General features: G+C 53.8%; 16 protein-coding genes. 8 read left to right on the forward strand and 8 right to left on the reverse strand.

Features of this window, described 5'->3' with window-relative positions; translation table 11 throughout:
* Nucleotides 1–87: 87 nt before the first annotated feature.
* The 6 genes from V3851_RS12960 to V3851_RS12985 form a co-directional block, all read right to left on the reverse strand.
* Nucleotides 88–963 carry a hypothetical protein gene (locus V3851_RS12960; RefSeq protein WP_331846957.1) on the reverse strand — a complete coding sequence of 292 codons (876 nt, stop codon included), beginning with the start codon at nt 961–963 and terminating at the stop codon, nt 88–90.
* A 160-nt stretch (nt 964–1123) separates the two neighbouring features.
* On the reverse strand, nt 1124–1306 hold the full coding sequence (locus V3851_RS12965; protein WP_331846958.1) for a DUF2524 domain-containing protein: 183 nt from the start codon (nt 1304–1306) through the stop codon (nt 1124–1126).
* 133 nt (nt 1307–1439) lie between these two features.
* A complete protein-coding gene (gene phnE / locus V3851_RS12970) occupies nt 1440–2267 on the reverse strand; it encodes a phosphonate ABC transporter, permease protein PhnE (protein ID WP_414859308.1) in 828 nt (275 codons plus the stop codon).
* A 5-nt stretch (nt 2268–2272) separates the two neighbouring features.
* The gene (phnE, locus tag V3851_RS12975; protein WP_331846959.1) at nt 2273–3097 is read right to left on the reverse strand and encodes a phosphonate ABC transporter, permease protein PhnE; all 825 of its coding nucleotides are present in this window, start codon (nt 3095–3097) and stop codon (nt 2273–2275) included.
* Nucleotides 3094–3867, reverse strand: a complete 774-nt coding sequence (gene phnC, locus V3851_RS12980; protein ID WP_331846960.1) for a phosphonate ABC transporter ATP-binding protein — start codon at nt 3865–3867, stop codon at nt 3094–3096. The genes phnE (V3851_RS12975) and phnC overlap by 4 nt, the downstream gene beginning before the upstream one ends.
* A complete protein-coding gene (locus V3851_RS12985; protein ID WP_331846961.1) occupies nt 3864–4862 on the reverse strand; it encodes a phosphate/phosphite/phosphonate ABC transporter substrate-binding protein in 999 nt (332 codons plus the stop codon). Before V3851_RS12985 ends, phnC begins: the two co-directional genes overlap by 4 nt.
* Before the next feature lie 180 nt (nt 4863–5042).
* Between V3851_RS12985 and V3851_RS12990 the strand changes: the two genes are divergently transcribed.
* The 3 genes from V3851_RS12990 to V3851_RS13000 all read left to right on the forward strand — a co-directional run bounded on the left by V3851_RS12990 (nt 5043) and on the right by V3851_RS13000 (nt 9070).
* A complete protein-coding gene (locus V3851_RS12990) occupies nt 5043–6626 on the forward strand; it encodes a bifunctional metallophosphatase/5'-nucleotidase (protein WP_331846962.1) in 1584 nt (527 codons plus the stop codon).
* Between the two features lie 12 nt (nt 6627–6638).
* A complete protein-coding gene (locus V3851_RS12995; RefSeq protein WP_331846963.1) occupies nt 6639–7190 on the forward strand; it encodes an SAM-dependent methyltransferase in 552 nt (183 codons plus the stop codon).
* A 185-nt stretch (nt 7191–7375) separates the two neighbouring features.
* The gene (locus V3851_RS13000) at nt 7376–9070 is read left to right on the forward strand and encodes a methyl-accepting chemotaxis protein (RefSeq protein ID WP_331846964.1); all 1695 of its coding nucleotides are present in this window, start codon (nt 7376–7378) and stop codon (nt 9068–9070) included.
* A gap of 108 nt (nt 9071–9178) precedes the next feature.
* On the opposite strand, the gene V3851_RS13005 is transcribed toward V3851_RS13000, so the two are convergent.
* Complete coding sequence (locus V3851_RS13005) at nt 9179–9766, reverse strand: YkoP family protein (RefSeq protein WP_331846965.1); 588 nt, start codon at nt 9764–9766, stop codon at nt 9179–9181.
* A gap of 253 nt (nt 9767–10019) precedes the next feature.
* Here V3851_RS13005 and V3851_RS13010 point away from each other — a divergent pair, with 253 nt between their 5' ends.
* From V3851_RS13010 to V3851_RS13030, 5 genes are all read left to right on the forward strand, one after another.
* Nucleotides 10020–13769 (forward strand): tail fiber protein, encoded by a 3750-nt coding sequence (locus V3851_RS13010; RefSeq protein WP_331846966.1) that lies wholly within the window; start codon nt 10020–10022, stop codon nt 13767–13769.
* 169 nt (nt 13770–13938) lie between these two features.
* Nucleotides 13939–14637, forward strand: coding sequence for a response regulator transcription factor (locus V3851_RS13015; RefSeq protein WP_331846967.1), 699 nt, complete (start codon nt 13939–13941; stop codon nt 14635–14637).
* Entirely contained in the window at nt 14621–15664 is a 1044-nt protein-coding gene (locus tag V3851_RS13020) for a sensor histidine kinase (protein WP_331846968.1), read from the forward strand. The genes V3851_RS13015 and V3851_RS13020 overlap by 17 nt, the downstream gene beginning before the upstream one ends.
* Nucleotides 15665–15785: 121 nt before the next feature.
* Nucleotides 15786–16481 (forward strand): ABC transporter ATP-binding protein, encoded by a 696-nt coding sequence (locus V3851_RS13025; protein WP_331846969.1) that lies wholly within the window; start codon nt 15786–15788, stop codon nt 16479–16481.
* A 3-nt stretch (nt 16482–16484) separates the two neighbouring features.
* A complete protein-coding gene (locus V3851_RS13030; protein WP_331846970.1) occupies nt 16485–19016 on the forward strand; it encodes an ABC transporter permease in 2532 nt (843 codons plus the stop codon).
* 59 nt (nt 19017–19075) lie between these two features.
* Here the strand turns inward: V3851_RS13030 and V3851_RS13035 are convergent, their stop codons facing one another.
* On the reverse strand, nt 19076–20410 hold the full coding sequence (locus V3851_RS13035; protein WP_331846971.1) for a helix-turn-helix domain-containing protein: 1335 nt from the start codon (nt 20408–20410) through the stop codon (nt 19076–19078).
* Nucleotides 20411–20677: the final 267 nt, after the last annotated feature.

Here is a 20677-nt window from a genome sequence, read left to right on the forward strand (position 1 = left end):
AAGTGATTGAATTGCCGAACAGGGAGAATCGTATCACAAATCACAGAGGGCAACCATACAACTTTTATAGATATTTTGCAGGTTGAATTACTTTGTTAAAATTTCCGGCGTGACGACCGTGTACTTCTGAATGTCTTCCGCCCGCACCTGCTTAATCCGTTCGATCTCTTTGTCGCTAATACGGTACCGGAACAGCTCCATCACGTCCGAGGCGGTCTCGCTGATATAATCAAAGCTGCTCCCGTCGGCATGCCACAAAATCGGAGAGACGCTAATGTACCCTTTGTCGATGGGGAGGTACTCGAAGGTTTCGGATTCCATCCGATAAAGTCCTATCTTTTCAACGGAGATCAGCCCGTAACTGAATGCGAAAGACTTCCCGTCCGGCGACCAATTTCCGCTGGCGATTTCAACCGGACCCTGTCCCTCCGATTCCAAAACGTCATTTAGCACAAAATAATCGCCCTCCGACAAATCAACCAGAATGACTCTTCTATACTCCAGATTGTAGACGGTTATGGCAAGCTGCTCACCGGTCGAGGACAGGGAGACGCTTTCTATTTCCGTAGGTTCCGGGCTCACTTTAACCGCGAAGCTTTGGTCTCCCCTGGTCAACGTCATGGAATCGATTCTCTGCTTACCTTCAGCCATTTCCTCGCTTGTGGCATCCCTTTTATGCGCCAGAAAGCTTACCCCGTTCTCCTGCCAGGAAATTTGGTCGCCGGTGACTGCGATCATTGCGTCCTTGTCTTGTTCATAATAAAGGGAAATATCAACCTCGCCATTGTTCGAATCGGCAGCTTCTTCACTTGCCTGATTTCCGGGGGAGTTCGTCGCGGATACCTGAATCGCAGGATCTTGTGCTTCCGTCTTGGGCTCCGCCGCCTCCCCATTATTTGAGCACCCGGCCAGTAAAGACAATACTAGCATTGTTGCAGCCAATACAAATTTAATATTCTTCATCAGTTCCACCCTCAATATACGTTTGATATAAAGTTTTTACACTAAATTGGGGAAAAAATCCAGTGCCCCCGATTCGATGAAACAGCCGCACCTATAAAAACACCCCCTTAGAAACTTCGCAGTTTCAATGGGGGTGTCGGTGATTCCCATGTAATTTGCCTTAATGGTTAATATCGCATTTGTTCATTATGAACGAGATTTGATTCTCCAGCCGGTGGATGCGCTCCTGGGTTTCCTTGTCCTCGGCTCCCTGGCCCCGCAGGGCGGCCAGCTCCTGTTTGAGCTGATGCAGATCCTCCCCGGCACTCGCGCAATCATAGTCGCTTTCCAGATTATCCAGCATGGTGCTTCCTCCTTGGTCGGATATTGTTCATGTTGTCCTTAACCTATTATGGAGGATTGTTCCTGAGTTATGCATGGAGCGTGGGCACGTTTGGTTGGGAAAGCTCATGGTACCTTGCCATGCGCTTCTCCGGTTACACCAGCCTTTTCCGGATCGCGCCGGAAACGAAATCGAGCACCGTAATCATAACGATGATACCGAGCAGGATAATGCCGACGCGGTCCCAGTTTCGCGAACTGAGCGCGAAGATGAGCGGCGTGCCGATCCCTCCGGCGCCGATGACGCCGAGAATGGTGGCGGAGCGGAGGTTGATTTCGAACCGGTACAAGGTGTACGACAGAAAGCCCGGCAGCACCTGGGGCAGGACGGCGAAGCGCAAAATCTGCAGCCGGCTCGCCCCCGAGGCGATCAGCGCTTCGGCCGGGCCGGGGTCGATATTCTCGACCTCATCGGCAAACAGCTTGCCGAGCATGCCGACCGAGTGCAGGCCGAGCGCCAGCACCCCGGCGAACGATCCGGGGCCGACCGCCTTGATGAACAGCAAGGCCATCACGACTTCCGGGAATGTACGGATCAGGCTGAGCAGCATTTTCCCGGAGCCGGAGGTGAACCGGGACCGGCTCATATTCGTCGCGGACCAAAAGGCGAAGGGGATGCAAATCAAGGTGGATATTATCGTTCCCAAGATAGAAATCGCCAGCGTATCGAGGAGCCCCCGCAGCAGATCCTCCCCGTCCGGCAAATATACATAATCCCAATCCGGAGAAAACAAGCCCGCAAGAATCGCCTTCGTCACTTGACCGGCCGTTTCCTTGATGCCGCTGTAAGGGACGCCGGCAAAGGCCCAAATGTACACGGCGGCCAAAGCGAGGTAGATCAGCCAGCGGGCGCGGCTTTTCTTCGGCTTGGGGACAAGTTCGCTCCAGATTTTCGGTTCGGTCATATTCGTCGTATTCCTCATATTCGTCATAACAGTTTCTCCCGCAGTTTAGTGCTGACATAATCGATGACCAGGACGACGGCCAGGGTAAACAGGATGATCATGCAGGTCTTGTCGTATTCCAAAAAGCCGAGCGTCACTTCATAATAATGGCCGATCCCCCCGGCGCCGACGAGGCCAAGCACGGCCGCGGCGCGGACGTTGATTTCGAAGGTGTACAGGACGAACGAGACGAAATGGGACCGGATTTGCGGGACGACGCCGTAGACGATGATCTGAACGAGGTTGCCTCCGGCGGCGGTAATCGCCTCCAGCGGTCCGGACTCGATGGCCTCGAGCGCCTCGTAAGTGAGCTTGGCGATCAGACCCAGCGAGAAGACGGACAGGGCGAAGATTCCCGGCAAGGGGCCAAGCCCGAAGATGGCGACGAACAGAGCGGCCAGCAGCAGATCGGGGATCGTCCGGATCAGGTTGAGCAGGAAGCGGACCGGGTAATAGATCCATCCGCTTTTGATCAGATTGGCGGCGCACAAGAGGCCGACCGGAATCGCCAGGAGGGCTCCGGCCGTCGTGCCGATCAGAGCCATGCGGATCGTCTCCAGCATCGCCTCCAGAATATTGTCGAGATAGCTCCAGCGCGGCGGGAACATTTCGCGCAGCAAATCGAGCATATTCGGCAGACCTGCGGCAAGCTCCTTCAGGCTTGAATCCGTCTGCACGAAGCTCCCCCAGACCAAGAGCAGGATAAAGACCGCCGTGAGGTAATGCTTGGTCTTGCCCGGCGGTTTCGGCCGGATTGGCGAAGCCCCCGGAGAGCCTTCTTGCTGCCCCGCTTGCAGATGGGTATTCATACGACCGCTTCCTCCAACAGTTCTTCTTTGCCGACAGGCCGGCCGTAGATTTCGGCGAACCGCTCGTCCGTCGCCTCGGCGACCGGGCCGTCAAACACGACCTCCCCCGCTCTTAAACCGATGATCCGGGTGACATACTGCCGGGCCAAGTCGATAAAATGCAGGTTCACAATCGTGGTAATGCCGGATTCGAGATTGATCCGTTTGAGATCGTCCATCACCTGCTTGGTCGTCAGCGGATCGAGGGACGCGACCGGCTCGTCGGCGAGAATGATCTTGGCCTCCTGCGCCAGCACGCGGGCGATCGCCACGCGCTGCTGCTGGCCGCCGGACAATTCGTCGGCCCGGGCGTAAGCCTTCTGGGCGATCCCGACCCGGTCCAGCGCCCGAAAGGCCAGTTCCACATCCTGCTTCGGGAACCGGCCTAATACGGTGCGCAAGGTAGAGTGATAGCCGACTCGTCCGGCCAGCACATTGCGGAGCACGGACGAGCGCTTCACGAGATTGAAGCTTTGAAATATCATGCCGATATCGCGGCGGATCAGGCGCAAGCTCTTGCCCTTGGCCGCGGTAATCGACTTGCCGTCGATCAGGATCTCGCCTTCGGAAATGTCGTGGAGCCGGTTCATCGACCGTAGTAAGGTCGATTTGCCGGCGCCGGACAATCCGACGATCGCCACGAATTCGCCCTGGCCGATCGTCAGATTGATTTGATTCAGTCCTTTGGTTCCGTTAGCGTAGGTCTTGGATACATTGCGGATTTCTATCACTCGGTCTTCACCTTTTCGTCGTATTCGCGGACGGTATCGAACATACTGTCGTCGGATTTTACGTATCCTTCATGCGTATAAATTTCGGAAATGATCTTGTGCCCTTCTTCTTCCTGGCCGATTTCGATGAAGGCGTTTTGCAGCTTCTCGATCCATTCCTGGCTCATGTCGGAACGGACGCTGACCGTGTCGTTCGGAATTTCCTCCGTATAGGTCAGTACGCGCGTATTTTCAAATACGGTCGGATAATCGTTCTTAACCGTGTTGCGCGCATCCTGGAAGATGCCGGCGGCGTCGACATCGCCGTTCAGTACGGCGAGCACAGCCTGGTCATGCCCTTTAACCGTGATCGGCTCCACGTCCTTCAGCGGATCGATTCCGGCATCCATCAGAGCGGCGGCCGGCCATACATAACCTGCGGACGAGGTCACGTTCTGGTAAGCGATCTTTTTGCCTTTCAGGTCGGCAACCGATTGGATCGGGGAATCTTTCTTGACGATGATCATCGCTTTGTAAAAGTCGACCAGCTCGTCGGTCGCTTCTCCGGTTTCATCCTTTACGCCGTAACGCTGCGCTTGGAGGATGACTTCGGCGGCGCCTTTTTCTTTAGCGAGAACATAAGCGGTCGGAGGCAGGAAGCCGACGTCGACCTTCTTGGAAGCCATAGCTTCGATGATCGTGTTGTAATCGGTCGATACGCTGACCTCGACCGGAATGCCGATCTTGTCCGACAGCAGCTTCTCCAGCGGCTTCGCTTTGGCTTCGAGCGTATCCGCGTTTTGCGACGGAACGAATTGCACGGTCAGCTTCTCGGGAACATAGCCGGTATCTTTGGCGGCCTCGGTATTCGTCGCGTTCCCCGCCTGCGCATTTCCTTGGGCGGCGTTTGCCGCGGCTTGCCCTTCGGTGCCGGTGGCGGCGTTATTGGCGCCGCAGCCGCTGATCACCGCGACGGATACAAACAGGGGCATGATGAATTTCATGATTTTTTTCAAAGGGTTGACCTCCACTCTTTTTTTAAAAATATTTACGAGCCTACTTTTTTTACTTTAAAGAGGTACTATTAAGCGCATGTCATCAATTTGAAAAATATATGTAAAGTTGTGGGATTTTTATATTGCTCTTAAATTTCGATGCTAGAATGTTCGAAAAGAGCTTACGGAGGTGCCGGCAGTATGGGATTAACGGAATCAAAATGGATTACAGTGTTGGCTACAAGCGATATTCACGGGCATATTCATCCTACGGATTATCGGGGTCCGGGCAAACGGAATCTGGGTTTGGCAAAGCTGGCTTCCTTGATTCACAAGGAACGGGGGGACAACCCGGATCTGCTTCTTTTGGATAACGGGGATTTGATCCAGGGGTCCCCGTTGGCCTCCTACGCGATCAAAACGGGAACTCGGATTCACCCCGCCGTCGCGGCGCTGAACGAACTCGACTATGATGCCGCCGTACCGGGGAATCATGAATTCAATTACGGGTTATGGACGCTGGACAAGGCGGTGAAGGATTCGCGGTTTCCCTGGTTGTCCGCCGGAATTGCGGCGGCAGGAAGCACGGAGCCGGCTTTCGGCAAGCCGTATCTTATTAAAATGATCGATGAGATCAAGATAGCGATCCTGGGGGTTACCACCCACTATATACCGAACTGGGAAAATCCTTTACATATCGAAGGTTTGGAATTTCATGACGCGCTGGCGGCGGTAAAAGAGTGGGTCCCCCGCATCCGCCGGGAGGAACGGCCCGACGTATTGATCGTGGCCTATCACGGCGGGTTCGAACGGGATATTGAGACGGGTGAACCGGCGGGGCAAGACACCGGCGAGAATCAGGGATATGCGATGTGCATTGAGGTGGAAGGGATCGATGTACTCATCACCGGGCACCAGCACCGGCTTATCGCCGGGGAGGTGAACGGGGTGACGGTCGTGCAGCCCGGCTTCGCCGGGCAGGCGCTCGGCAAAATCAGCGTTGAGCTCGTCTTGGAGCGGGGCCGCTTTGTGATCCGCGATAAGCGGGCGGAGCTGCTCAAGCCGGACTCTTCGTTAAAGCCGGACGCGGCCGTGCTCGGGCTGAGCCGGGAGCTGGAGGAAGAAACGCAGCGGTGGCTGGATCAACCGATCGGGCGGAGTGACGGGGGCATGATATTGGCCGATCCGTTTGTGTGCCGGCTTGCGGAGCATCCGTTTATCGAATTCGTCAACCGGGTTCAGATGGATTGCGCGGGCGTCGAGGTTTCGTGTACGGCCCTGCTGAGCGAGGAGTCGAAGGGCTTCGGGGAGATCATTACGCGGCGGGATGTGCTGACGAACTTCATGTACCCGAACACGCTGACCGTACTAAAGCTGACCGGCGGCGACATCCGGGCGGCCCTGGAGCAGACGGCGCGCTATTTCGAACTTGGGCAGGACGGCAAGCCCGCGGTTAATCCGGAGTATCTCTCGCCTAAAGTTCAGCATTATAATTATGACATGTGGGAGGGCATCGAGTATACGCTTAACATTGTGAAGCCTCCCGGGCAGCGGGTTGTCCGCCTGCTCTACAAGGGTGAAGATCTTCGCGACGAGACGGAGCTGGATGTCGTGCTGAACAGCTACCGGGCGGGAGGCGGCGGAGACTACGACATGTTCCGGGGCAAGCCCGTCGTCAGAGAAATCATGACGGAGTCCGCGGACCTCGTTGAGGAATATATCGCGAAGCTGGGGAGTATTCCGGCCGTGTGCAATCATAATTGGGAAGTTGTGTGGGAGAACTGACGGGGTGACTTCATGAATCTTTTCTACTCCATATTATCGGGTCTATTAATTGCCATTTTGTTGATGGCCGTATTGTCTATCGTTTATGTAAGCTGGAGAAACGGAATTTCGCCGATGCCGTCCTCGGCCCCGGTCCGGCAAAGGGCGGTCGGCGAATTGAAACGCTTCGGCGACGCCTCTGTCATTGTCGAAGCCGGGTCGGGCTGGGGGACGCTTGCGTTGCAGGCCGCCCGGTCGGACCCGAGGCTGAAGGTCATCGGTATCGAGAATTCTCCGCTGCCGCTCGCCGTTTCCAGGCTTGCCGCCCGGTGGGGCGGGGCTCGGAACGCGGTCTTTAGGAAAGGAAACCTCTATGAATTTCCCTATGAGCAGGCGGATGTCGTCGTTTGTTATTTATTTCCCGGCGCGATGAAGCGGCTGGACCCTCTTTTTCGCGAAAAGCTGGCTCTCGGAGCCTGCGTCATCAGCATCTGCTTCGCGCTTCCCGGCTGGCGGCCGGAACGTGTCATCACCTGCCGGGATATGTACCGGACAAAGATTTACGTCTACCGAAAAGACGAATAATCGCATATTTCGACAAAAAATGTTTCCCATGGAACAATTTTTACGAAATATCGTCAAAATGTGAATCATTTCTAGTATTTTTTCTATATTCCACCATTTATAATATATCTGCTTCCGCTATGGATTGATGAATTCAGGCAGCCCGGAATGGAAGACAGAGGAAAACGGAAAGGTGGAAACTAAAGGTGCGGGGAAGAAGTATCGGAACCAAAATCAACCTGATCGTCGTCAACATTTTGTTGGTATTCTCGGTGGCTACCGCGATTGTGGCCGTGGGGCAAATGAACAAGGGGATCGAGTTGTTCGCCACCGCCAAGGCGAAGAGCGATTTGGAACTGGCTCATCAATGGCTGGACGCCAAATACCCCGGAGATTGGGACATTCGTGACGGGCTGCTGTTCAAGGGCGATATCAAAATAAACGACAATTCGGAGCTTGTGGATCAGATCGGCGAGGCCACAGGCGATACGGTAACGATTTTTCAAAAAAATGTGCGCGTGGCGACCAATGTGATGAGCGAGGGACAGCGGGCCGTAGGCACAACTGTTTCACAAAGGGTCGCGGACGCGGTGCTGACGCGGGGAGAGAAATTTTCCGGGAAAGCCGAGGTGTTGGGCCAAACCTATCAAGCCGCTTATGAACCGATCAAAAATGCGGGAGGGGAAACGATCGGCATTTTCTATGTCGGTGCCTCCCAGCATCTGATTCTGGATATTCAGCAGGATTTTCTGACGACTTTCGTGATCGTGGTCGTGCTCGCCATCCTGCTCGCGTGCGTCGTCGTTATTTGGTATATCAAGCGGATGCAAAGACGTCTTACCGCCGTGACGAAAGCGATGGAGCAGGCGGGGTCAGGCGACTTTACGGCCGTGGTCCGGGACAAGTCCGGAGACGAGATCGGCCGCCTCGGGACAAGCTTTAACCAAATGGGAGCCAGCCTGAAGGAGTTGATCCGCCAGGGGCTGCAAGCCTCGGAGGAAGTTGCGGCTTCCACCGGACGACTTAAGGAGATTGCCGGGACAACTGCGGAGGAGTCCTCCCGGATCGCGGAATCCATGGAGCGGGTGAGCGAGGGCGCGGAGAACCAAACCCAGAGTACGGCGGAAAATGCGAGAGCCGTCGAGGAAGTCTCGATCGGGGTTCAAAGCATCGCCGAGCATGCGCAGGAGGTGGCCGAATCGGCGGGCCGTTCGAAGCTGCAGGCCGAAACCGGGGCAAGTCATGTCCGCCGGACTTTGGAGCAGATGGATTCGATTTCCCGGTCCGTTCAAGAAACGGATATGCTGATGAAGCGGCTGGATGAGAAGTCCCGGGAAATCGGCGAGATGATGGAGCTGATCCGCGGCATTTCGACGCAGACCAATCTGCTCGCTCTGAACGCGTCGATTGAAGCGTCGCGGGCCGGGGAGCAGGGACGCGGCTTTGCGGTGGTGGCGTCGGAAATCCGCAAGCTGGCGGAGCAGTCGGCGGCCTCCTCGAACCGGATATCCGAGGTGGTCACCGAGATCGGAGCGGACGTCCAGGTGTCGCTTGGCGCCATGGAGCATGTCATGCGCGAAGTGGCAAGCGGCTTGGAAATCGCAAAGGAGACGGATCGCAGCTTTGCCGGGATCGTGGACACCAGCGGCCGGATTGCGGAGCAAATGGAGCAGCTCGCCGCAACCTCGGAGCAAATGTCGGCCGGGATTGAGGAAATTACCGCTTCCGTTACGGTCATATCGGAAATAGCCAAAGAGACCAGCCAGAGCTCCCGCCAGGCCACGACTTCCACGGCCAGCCAGATGGAAGCGATCCGGGAGCTGAACGATTCGGCCGCCTTACTGGCCGAAATCTCGGGCGAACTGCACCGTACCTTGGATAAATTCAAGATGAACGGCTGAATTTCATTAATTTTATAAGCTATTATCAGCTTTGCCCAAGCCCCGTTTTCGGGGCTTTTTTTCGTATGGAGATCATTGCGGAACGAATTCGCTACTTGAGCGTCTTGTCTAGGCGATCGAAAACCGCTGCACCAGCGCTTTCCGTGACATAACGAGCCGTAGAGGAACGAGCTTCTCGGTATGCGGACCAATGCGTCCTCCGTTTTGGGGATGAAAGACGGTAAGCAGCAGCCGCAGGTAGGATGTGGTGAGCGTCCGGAAGGTTCCTTGTTTTAAAGGATAGGTCTCGAACCCCAAACCATGAGTAATTCCTCTATGCAGCAAAGTGATGCCCTGCAGCGCCTTTACTTGCCCGAGCTGGGGATGCGTCTGCAATTCCGCGCAGATTTGCCGCATGGAACCGCGCGTCAGCCGAGCGACCCGCAGCGCCACCTGATTGGCGTCATGATTCCGGAGCATATCCAGAATAAGCCGGTTATTCAAATGCAGCTCGCCGATCCAGTCCCCGCTTTGAATCCAAGTTCCGTCCTGGCAGGGAATGCTCGGACCGCGATATTTTGTGACGAACATTTTGCATATGCCGTATTCTCCGGAGTAGAGGGCCCGGGCCCGGCCGAATTTCTCAAAACATTGCTCCCAGCCCATCCAGACCCATTGAATCAATCGTTTAAACTTTGTTGCATCCGCCGCTTGCATGTTAATACCCCTTCTTTCATTCCGTTTGGAAATTCGTCTTTAGTATAGCGACTGGAAGGGCATATGAAATCGGGCGGACGACGTGGGCCCCGCCAAGACTCCGGTCGGGTTATCCTACTGGACCATAGGGTGGGAATCGCCGAGATTAGTTTTCTGGTAAATAAGTGCAACAAAATATTAAAAATTAATATATAATAATTCTAATTTATAAAAGTTTAAAATTCATAGAATTTAGCCGGGAGGAGCACGATACATGGGGTTAAGCAAGAGGAGGCTTTTCGGCACTACTTTTAAGACGTTTTTGGTATTTTTACTGGGGCTTCCCCTGGCATTCGGCGGAGGCGGGGGATTTACGGCCGTCAAGACGGCCATGGCCGCGGCAACGCAGCCGTTTATCAGCGAAATCCGACTGTTTCCCTACAATACGGGGATTAACGGATGGATCTATTGTGCGGGGCAGGAATTGTTTTTCGCCCAATACCCGGCGCTATTTTCTATCTTTGGAAATAAGTTTGGGGGAGACGGCAAAACTACATTCGCTCTGCCCGATTTAAGGGGCTATGAGCCGCTTAAAGGTACGGGCTATTACATTGCGGTCGACGGGAAGTACCCTTTTGCGGAAGACGATAATTTAGGGGGGCCCAGAGCAGCGGGAGAAATCAGGATGTTTCCTTTTTCGTATGACCGTTCCGTTCTGGGATGGCTGCCCGCAAACGGGGCCGAGGTCAGTAAATCCGCTTACCCCGAGCTCTACGATTTTTACGGCGACACTTTTGGCGCAGCCTTCGGCTCTGACTCTTTCCGCCTGCCGGATTTGGAACCGTTTATGATGGATAACAACGGGTATATGGGCATCCGCTACTACGTATCGACGTCCAATAATCCGACAGCGGGCCCGGAGAATTCCGATTATTTCACCGGCGAGCTAGTCTCGTTTGCGAAGGAATGGGCGGATTCTCCGTGGCCGGAGGCGGACGGGAGAGCTTTGCCCGTTATCGATAACCCGGGATTATCCGACCTGTTGAACAACCAGTACGGTTACGATGGGGCAAATTTTAATCTTCCCGATCTAGGGAACAACAGCTACGGGTTTACTTACTATGTGGCCGACGACGGCATTGATCCCGGCAGAATAGACGAGGCCCCCATGGCTTTGCAGGATAGCTACAACACCACCGAGAACAGTAAGCTTAATGTAAACCGGGAAAACGGGGTGCTGAGCAATGACACGGGCGCGATCACCGCGAAAGCGGTCGACATGCCGGCCCATGGCGTGCTTGGCTTTAAGCAAGACGGATCGTTTACATACGAGCCCGAGGCCAACTTTAGAGGTACCGATCATTTTACGTACATCGCCAGCAACGATAACACGAGCAGCGAGAAAACGTCGGTTACCATTGCGGTGGACGAAGCGACACCGACGATTACCGGGGTTGAAGACGGCGGAATCTATAGCGGTGACGTCATCATCGAATATACGAACGGGACAGGCAAATTAAACGGGAGGGATTTTGCCAGCGGCGGTACGGTAAGCGCGGAAGGCGTCCATGACTTGACGGTCACATCCCCTTCGGGGGCGAAGTCCGTCAGCGTCCATTTCACGGTTGATAAAACCGCTCCGACAGTCGTTGGAGTAAGCCCGGGCGGCAAATATAACTCGGAAGTGGCGATTCTATTCAACGAGGGGTATGCTACGTTGGACGGAAGTCCCTTTTCGAACGGCGGAGTTGTCAGCAATGAAGGTGATCACACGTTGATGGTTACGGATGCTGCGGGGAATACGACCAAGATTAATTTCTTGCTCTATTATCCCCGGGTTGTCGCCTTTGACAGCAATGGGGGAACTTCCATAGACGCGCAAACCGTGAATTACGGCGACACGGCCTCCATTCCGGCCGAGCCGGCCAAAACCGGCTTTACGTTTGCCGGATGGTATACGGATAATTTGTTCCGGGAGCTTTTTGATTTTCAATCTCCGGTTACGGATAACCTGACGTTGTTTGCCAAGTGGAGAGATTCGATATCTGTCTCGACCCCTTCGGCTCCTGCGGATTTGATCGCGACGCCCGGCGACAGGCGGGTTATGCTCCATTGGACCACGGTCACCGGAGCTACCTATTATGATATCTATCAGGGGACGTCGCCGGGGGATTACGGGGAGCTTCCTGTCTTCTCGGTGACGGAAGCAACGTATAATGCAACCGGACTGATGAACGGAACGACGTATTATTTTGCGGTCAAAGCCGGGAATGAAGCGGGCTCCAGCGATTTCTCCAATGAAGCTGCGGCTGCGCCTGCCGCATTGCCTTCGCCGGGGGGCGCGGATTTAAGCGGGCTGCTGGTTTCGGGCGGGACGTTAAGTCCGGGGTTTGATCCCGCCGTCACGAATTATTCGGTAACCGTGCCGAACGGCGTGACCAGCATCACCATCACGCCGATGACCGCCGATTCGGGATTGCGGATTACGATTGGAGGGGCCGAGGTGGCTGCGGGTGAGGCATCCGCCCCGATCAGCTTAAACGTAGGAACGAATGTGATCCTTGTCAGTGTCGATACCGGGAACGGCGACGGCAAAACTTATCAAATTATTGTAACCAGGGAAAGTGAAATCTCGTCCCCGAATCCGGATCCAGGTTCCGGCTCCGGTGGCTCCGATTCGGGTTCCGGCTCCGGCAGGGATTCCGGTAAAAACGGTTCCGACAGAACCACCACCGTTCCCGACAAGGAAATTACACCGAACGAGCCGAATGCGGGAACTCTGCAGTTTTCGGTCAACGGCCAAACGGGTAGCGGGATGCTCGGCAAGATCACAGAACATCAAGCGGACGGAAAATCCATATGGACCGTGGAGCTTGATGCGGCGGAACTGACAAAGCTGTTGGACGATACCGGCGAGGCAGCCGTTATTCGGCTCATTTCCTCGACGGAAGCGGACTCGGTCGAGGTTATTTTAAACGGCGAATCGGCGGCGGAATTAATAACTAAGCAGGCGAAGCTTGAAATTGTAACGCCGATCGGCAGTTATACCGTGCCCGTTTCGCAGCTCGGGGCGGACAAATGGCCGACGGGGACAAACTTTAAAGTTACGATTGCCAAGGGCGGTTCTGAGGCAGCCGAATTGCTCGGGCAAGCGGCCGATCGAGCGGGATTCAAACCGATTGGCGCTCCCGTCGATTTTGAGTTATTGGCCATTACTGGAGAGCACAGCGTGCCTATCGACCGGTTCGACTCCTTTGTGACGAGAGAGCTTCCGCTTCCTGAAGGGACGCTCCCGGAACGAGTGACAGCCATCGTGTTGGACCGCGATGGAACGATTCATCCGGTTCCGACGGCCATTACGGTGCGGGATGGCGTCTCTTATGCGGTAATCCGCAGTTTGACGAACAGTCTCTACGCGCTTGTGGAGAATGAGGCAGCTTTTGCCGATATGGATGGGCATTGGGCGGAGCCGGCGGTGGATGATCTCGCTTCCCGCATGGTGATCAAGGGCGTGGATTCTTCCCGGTTTGTACCTGAACAGGCGGTATCGCGGGCGGAATTCGCGATCATTCTCGTTCGGGCGTTGGGACTGGAAGGCGGCCAAGGCGAGGCGGCCTCGGAATTCAGAGACGTGGCGCCCGAGGCCTGGTTTGGCGGAGCCGTCATACAAGCCTCCGAATATGGCTTGATTCGGGGATACGAAGACGGCACATTCCAACCGAGCGGGACCATTACGCGGGAGGAAGCGATCGTCATCCTCGTCAGAGCGATGAAGCTGGCCGGGCTGGAACAAGCGGACGGCATGGGGAATGCCCTTGGCCCGCTGGCCGCATATAAAGACAGTGCGGATATTGGCGGCTGGGCCCGCGAGGACGTCGCCACGGCAGTTCGTCAGGGCCTGGTCAATGGGAGCGGCGGCAAGCTGTCGCCGAAGGACAGCATCACCCGGGCCGAAACGGCCGCGATGGTGCAGCGCCTGTTGATCGAGGCGGGACTCATCGGCGAGATCGATCTCGAAAATTAATCTAAATTTTCATGTAAATTGTAAAAAGACCCCGTAACCGGAAGCGCGAGCGTAGTAGTCATGCTTCCGTGGTGCGGGGTTTTTTGCTACAAACATCTCCCGCTTTGTGTATAATAAGGCCAGAAAAGCAACAAATCGCCTTGAGGGCGAAAAAAGGCAGGAATGCGGTATGACTACACTGCTTATTGTGGAAGATGACGTTAGTTTGAATAAAGGAATTGCGCTTACCTTGGCCCAGGACGGGATAGAGATCGAACAAGCCTATGATTTGGATGCGGCGGAGAGGCGGTTTGCCAAAGGAGGCATCGATCTCATCGTGCTGGATGTGAATTTGCCGGACGGCAGCGGGCTCGATTTTTGCGAGAAAATCCGGCGGACCTCGCAGGTGCCGGTGATCTTCTTGACGGCGAACGATATGGAGTCGGACATTGTCCTCGGCTTTGAACTCGGCGGAGACGACTATATCACGAAGCCGTTCAGCCTGATGGTCCTGCGCTCGCGAGTTATGGCGGTGCTGCGTAGAAGCCGTTCCTATTATGAGGAGCGGTTGACAATCGGCCCGCTTGAGCTCGATTTCGGCAAAATGGAGTTTCGCAAGCGGGGGCTTAGTCTTTCGCTTAGCAAAACGGAGCAGAAATTGCTCAAGGTGCTCGTATCCCACCGCGGTCAAATCTTGACGAGGGAGCAACTGATGGACCGGGTGTGGGACCGGGAGGCCGAGTTCGTCGACGAAAATGCGTTGACCGTAACGGTAAAGCGGCTGCGTGCGAAGATCGAGGACAACCCCGCCGCTCCGGTTTACATCAAAACCGTGTATGGGCTAGGGTACGTATGGTCCGAAGGAGCCGGCGATGAGAAAAAGGATTGACCGGCGCCGCTGGAGCTTCGTCTATGCGGTTTACGGCGTCTTATTCGTGCTGCTGACGGCCGGATATATCGGGGCGATAACGTATTTTACCGGCTTCGATACGGCGGTCGGCTGGGCGTCGCTCTTGTTTGTTCTAATACTTCTGATGCTCATCTTTGCTTTGGTGAGGGCGATGCAAGCCGAGACTTCCGATTCCGCCGTGACGTTAAACGAAATTGTGGACCGGGCCATCAGCGGCCGGTCCCAGTCTCGGGATACGGGGTATACGGAAAGCGCGGCCTCCGCCCTCGAACATAAGGTTACCCGCTATGTGGAGCTGTCCAGCTCCAATGAACACAAGCTGGAAAAAGAAAAGAGCCGGATCAAAGCGCTGATCTCCGACATCTCCCATCAGACAAAAACCCCTCTATCGAACATTATTTTGTACAGCGGGCTGCTGGAGGAAACTCCGGGGTTAAGCGAAGAGGCGCGCGGGCATGTCGCAAGTATCAAGGACCAGTCGGCGAAGCTGGATTGGCTGATTTCATCCCTGGTCAAAATGTCGCGGCTTGAGACCGGCATCATCGCCATCCGGGCGGACCTTGCCCCGGTGCTGGATACGATCACCCTGGCCGTGTCGCAGGTTTACGCCGCGGCCGAGCAAAAGGGAATCGAAGTCCGCATTCATTGCGATTCGGGGGTTCAGGCGAGGCATGACGCGAAGTGGACGACGGAGGCCTTGTTTAATCTGCTGGAGAACGCGGTCAAGTACGGCAAACCGTCCGGGGGAAGCATTACCATTACGGTCCAGGCGAGCGAGATGTTCACCCGGATCGACGTCGCGGACAACGGCACCGGCATTCCCGAAGGCGAATGGAACGACATCTTCAAGCGGTTCTATCGCGGCAAGGGAGCGTCGAAGGTTGAAGGCATCGGCATCGGCTTGTACCTGACCCGTGAAATTCTCACGGCCGAAGGCGGATACATCAAGGTGTCCTCGGCGCCCGGCGAAGGCTCGGTGTTCTCCGTTTTCCTGCCCGCGCTTTAAGCAAAGGGGGCAAATATGTCCATTCCGTTATTTTTCGGACACGGCACTGTCAGATTGATTTGCTACATTAAGTCTGTACCGGAAGGTACGGACTTTCATTTTTCTGATAGGAGAATCGGATATGTCGATTTTGCAAATTGATCAGTTGAAAAAATACTACGGCAAAGGCGTGTCGGTCGTCAAAGCGCTGGACGGAGTTTCGTTTACCGTGAGCCGGGGCGAATTTGTCGCCATTGTCGGCACGAGCGGAAGCGGCAAAAGCACGCTTCTGCACATGATGGGCGGCCTGGACCGGGCGACCGGGGGCAAGGTGTACGTGGACGGCAACGATATTTTCGGCATGAACGACGAGCATTTGACGATATTCAGGCGGCGGTCGGTCGGGTTTATTTTTCAAAGTTATAATCTGATTCCGATCCTGAACGTCTATGAAAATATCGTGCTGCCGATCGAGCTGGACGGGACGCGGGTGGATCAGGAGCATGTCGACCGGATTATCGGGGCGCTCGGGCTGAAGGAGAAGGTGCACAATTTGCCGTCCAGCTTGTCCGGGGGACAGCAGCAGCGGGTGGCGATCGCCCGGGCCCTGGCGACCAAGCCTTCGATCGTGCTGGCGGACGAGCCGACGGGGAACCTGGACAGCAAGACAAGCCAGGAAGTGATGATTCTGCTCAAGCAGCTTAGCGAGAAATTCGATCAGACGATCGTGATGATTACGCATAACGAGGAAATCGCCCAGACCGCCGACAGAATCATCCGCATCGAAGACGGCCGGATTCTGTCCCGCCCGGACATGATCCGCGGAGCCGGGAGGTAAGTCATGATCATGCAAACGCATAATGGTAGAGCCGTTGCCCGGCTGGCACACCGCAGTCTGCGCAGCAATCGGATGCGGAGCCTGATTATTGTCTGTGCCATCGTATTGACGACCCTGCTGATTACCTCGGTGTTTACGATGGCCTTCAGCATCAACCGGTCGATGGAGCAGACGCAGATGAGGACGGCGGGCAGCGATTTCCACGGCAGTTTCAAATATCTAACGCCGGATGAGGCGGATAAGCTGGCGGAACATTCCTCGATCAAAGAGTATGGGCGGGCCGTCCTCGTCGGTTGGGCCGCGAACGAGGCGTTCCGGGGCTCAAGGGTGGAAATCGATCAGGTTGACGAGAATTCCGCCAAACACAGCTTTATCCGTTTCGACGAAGGCGGGCTGCCCGTCGGCGAAGATGAAATCGTCCTGAGCACTTGGACGCTCGATCTGCTCGGCGTGCCGCATCAATTGGGGGCCAAGGTGAATCTGGACATGGAGATCGACGGCAAGCGGATGTCCAAAACCTTTAGGCTGTCCGGCTATTATGAAGCGGACCAGTATCTCGCCGTATCGGGGATGGCGTTCGTATCGGAGGCGTTTGTGCAAGAAGATTTGTCCGGCATCGATCCCAAGCAAACCAGGGATACCGGCTCCTATGTCAACACGACGCGGCTTGACGTGTTGTTCTACAATTCTTACGGCATTGAGGACAAAATCAAGAAGGTGCTGTCCGACACCGGCATGAATGCGGACTACGGGGTGAATTGGGCCTACGCCAGTGTCGGCATTTTTGAAGACCCGGTCAATATTCTGCCTTTCGTGGGATTGATCCTCATTACGATGCTAAGCGGGTATTTGCTTATCTATAATATTTTTCATATTTCCGTAGTACGGGATATCAAATTTTACGGCTTGGTCAAAACGATCGGGACGACGCCGCGTCAAGTCCGAAAGACCATTACGATCCAGGCCAATCGGCTGTATTTGATCGCCCTGCCGATCGGTCTGCTGCTCGGCTATGGCATTGGACTCTGGCTGACGCCGATGATGAACGCCTTTTCGACGCAGCAGGAAGTGGCGTCCTACTCGGCCAGCCCGCTTATTTTTGTGGCCGCCGCGCTGTTCTCGTATCTGACGGTGCGGATAGCCGCCAGCAAGCCCGGGCGAACCGCCGCGCGAATATCCCCCATTGAAGCCGTAAGATATACCGGTCTGAACGATACCGGCCGGAAGATTACAAAGCGTTCGACGAACGGTGCCAAATTATCCCGGATGGCTTTGGCCAACGTACTCCGGCATAAGAAGAAGCTGGTACTGATGCTGGCGTCTTTATCGCTGAGCCTAATTCTGTTCAGCATTATATATACGGTGATCGGTTCACTGAATGTGGACAAATACTTGAGCACATTTATTTCCGGGGACCTTGTGGTCAAGGAGAAGCCGGCAGCCGGCGAAGCCCGCGGGGCGGCGGGAACGACCGCGGTTACGGAGGAGATCGCGAAGGCCCTGGCGGCCGTCGATGGGGTTGAGAGTGTGGACAAGGTCTATTTTCAATCCGAAAAATTAAAGATCGATGAAAATATCAAGCAGGTGCTGGAACCCATGGCTGAAAGTGAAGATCCTCGGAGGCCGTTTTTTACATCGATTCTGAATAGCGGCATCGTCTGGCTTCAGCTTCATGGCATCGGCCCGGGGTGGTATGATGTCGTGCTTAAAGACGATATAGTCTCGGGTACGTTTGACCGGGAGAAGTTCGCCACCGGGGATTATGTCCTGATCACGGAAACACTCCTGGACGGGAACAAAGACTTGTATGCCTCCTATTATCAGCCGGGAGACAAGATCAAACTGGATGGCATGGACAAAGAATACAAAATTATGGCGGTGCTGAATCCCGATGCCCTTTATGCGGCCGGTACTCAGTTTTATACATCCGGCGGCTTTAAAGTATTTTTCCCGGCGGAGGAATTTGCCCGTGCGATTGAACATCCGGGAATCCTGTCGGCGACGATCCATGCCGATCCCGCCAAACTGGGGCAAGTAGAGCAAACCGTCCGTGCGCTGGTCGACTCCGATCCCAATCTGATGATGAAATCCAGGGAGGACTACAAGCAGGAAATGAACGGCTTTATCCGCGTTTTCCGCACGATCGGCTACGGCCTCAGCCTCATTATCGCGCTCATCGGGATTCTGAACTATGTAAATACGGTCATTACCGGCATCATCTCCCGGCGCAATGAATTTGCGATTCTGGAAAGCGTGGGCATGACCCGCAAGCAATTGAAAAAGACGCTGATGTACGAAGGGTTGTACGGTATAATATTGGTCGGCGTTATTGCCGGAACGGTCGGGCTTTACCTCACTTATCTGGTAGCCAAGGGAATTGCGGACAATTTGGCCTTCACCGTGTTCAACATGTCTGTTTGGCCGATCGCCACCTCCGTTCCGCTGCTGGTCGTGATCTCCCTCGCCGTTACGCTTGCGGCATACCGCTGGCTATCCAAGGCTACGATTGTGGAAAGGCTGCGGGAGGCGGAGTAGGGGAAAGGAAAGCCCTATAACGCATAAAGAAACCTCCATTATTGATGGAGGTTTCTTTATTATCGTTCAGGCAAGGCCTCGAGAAACGATGGTTCAAGAACGGAATTATACTGGTTAAGCATGGCCATATTCGCCAAAAGTAGTTTGTTGATATTCACGTAATAGTCCATGCCGTTTCGCATATATTTGAACCCATTTGTGTAGTCGCCTTTACGCAAATAATAAAGAGCCAATTTGTGTAAAAACTCGCTAAAGCCACTGGGAATTACCTGTCCTTTATAGAAATCATTTGTCTGAGGATGTTCATAGCTTTCAATTTGAGCTTCAAACTGCCTAATAATATGATCTACATCGATGTGGTAACGGTCTGCCGTATAAACAATATTCGATAAGGCCGTTAGAATTTCATCAGGTCTATCCTTTACATATAGGACATAATCTTCAAGGACGTCTAAGTCTCCACTTAGAAGCTTGTTAGTATATATATTTGCTTGAGACCAATCTTTAAATAACTTCAACCAATGTAGAGTCCTTTCATCAGTTTCTTTTACCCAACTTAAATCAGCGTATTCATAAGTGAACTGTAAAGACTGCTCATAATCACCTCTGCCTTCGAATGCGGCAGCATATAAAAGATTAGGATAAGCTATATATACGAACAGCGGTCTGCTGAGCTTCTTTTGCAACTCCTGAATTTTTCTCTCAGACCTTGGCACAGCGAAATAATGGATTTTAGCTTTGCGCTCCATTTCTCGGGCTAAAATTTCCATCCGGTCCCACTGACGAAGAGAACGATATATATTACATAAATCTTTTAGTGCGTCGAGTTGTTGTATCTCATCCAACCGTTCTACATATGGTTCAAATTGGCACGCCGTTTTAAAGTTTTGTATTTGATCTTTCCCGATCCGGATCGTAAACAGACGATATTGACAAAGGGCTAACCGTTCGGAGTGCTGCTTTCGTTCGCTTTCCGCAACATTTAAATATAGGATTTCCGCCGCTTCATGTTTTCCTGCGTGGAATAATTCCTCTGCGGCTTCAAATAACAGTGGGGAATACATCAAGTTATCCAGCAAAAAACTCACGATTTCCCGGATACAATCTAATTTCTCCAATTCTGCACATTTAAATAAGAATGGTCTAATTCTCCGCCAATTTGGAGTGCTTTCTACCAGATACTCGTGAATGTAATTAGTATAGAAATATCCTTTTGAAAATCCTAATATTTCAGTAATTCGATCCAATTGATCAATCGTTAGCTTGCGCGTTCCATTCAAGATATGGCTGATGGTTCCGGCATTAAGCCCCAATTTTTCTGCAAACTGTCTAACGCCGAGCTCATGTCGCTTAATGTATAAATCGAGTTCCGCAAGAATTGAAGTTGAATTCAACTAGACCATCCCCCGTTATCTCCTATAAGGTGAATAAAAACCACCTATTACTGAAAATATATCCATATTGTAGGTTATGGTCAATAATTGTTACTAAGTGACTATAATAACGAAAAGCCTCCAAATAACGTGATTTGGGGGCTTTGTTTACTTGCAGGTCTTTTAAATAATATTTAAATATGTTTCAAGTGAACTACCAACCACCATGTTGAGAAAGAGTTGTAACAATAAATTCACTTGTTTCAGTTAGCTCGGGAACAAGTAAAA

Origin of the sequence: Paenibacillus haidiansis (assembly GCF_036553665.1) — a bacterium.
GTDB classification, from domain to species: Bacteria; Bacillota; Bacilli; order Paenibacillales; family Paenibacillaceae; genus Fontibacillus; species Fontibacillus haidiansis.

Coding starts and splice junctions, on each gene's coding strand:
- V3851_RS12960 (WP_331846957.1), bottom strand. CDS start 963: ATGAAGAATATTAAATTTGTATTGGCTGCAACAATGCTAGTATTGTCT.
- V3851_RS12965 (WP_331846958.1), bottom strand. CDS start 1,306: ATGCTGGATAATCTGGAAAGCGACTATGATTGCGCGAGTGCCGGGGAG.
- phnE (WP_414859308.1), bottom strand. CDS start 2,267: ATGAGGAATACGACGAATATGACCGAACCGAAAATCTGGAGCGAACTT.
- phnE (WP_331846959.1), bottom strand. CDS start 3,097: ATGAATACCCATCTGCAAGCGGGGCAGCAAGAAGGCTCTCCGGGGGCT.
- V3851_RS12990 (WP_331846962.1), top strand. CDS start 5,043: ATGGGATTAACGGAATCAAAATGGATTACAGTGTTGGCTACAAGCGAT.
- V3851_RS12995 (WP_331846963.1), top strand. CDS start 6,639: ATGAATCTTTTCTACTCCATATTATCGGGTCTATTAATTGCCATTTTG.
- V3851_RS13005 (WP_331846965.1), bottom strand. CDS start 9,766: ATGCAAGCGGCGGATGCAACAAAGTTTAAACGATTGATTCAATGGGTC.
- V3851_RS13010 (WP_331846966.1), top strand. CDS start 10,020: ATGGGGTTAAGCAAGAGGAGGCTTTTCGGCACTACTTTTAAGACGTTT.
- V3851_RS13015 (WP_331846967.1), top strand. CDS start 13,939: ATGACTACACTGCTTATTGTGGAAGATGACGTTAGTTTGAATAAAGGA.
- V3851_RS13020 (WP_331846968.1), top strand. CDS start 14,621: ATGAGAAAAAGGATTGACCGGCGCCGCTGGAGCTTCGTCTATGCGGTT.
- V3851_RS13025 (WP_331846969.1), top strand. CDS start 15,786: ATGTCGATTTTGCAAATTGATCAGTTGAAAAAATACTACGGCAAAGGC.
- V3851_RS13030 (WP_331846970.1), top strand. CDS start 16,485: ATGATCATGCAAACGCATAATGGTAGAGCCGTTGCCCGGCTGGCACAC.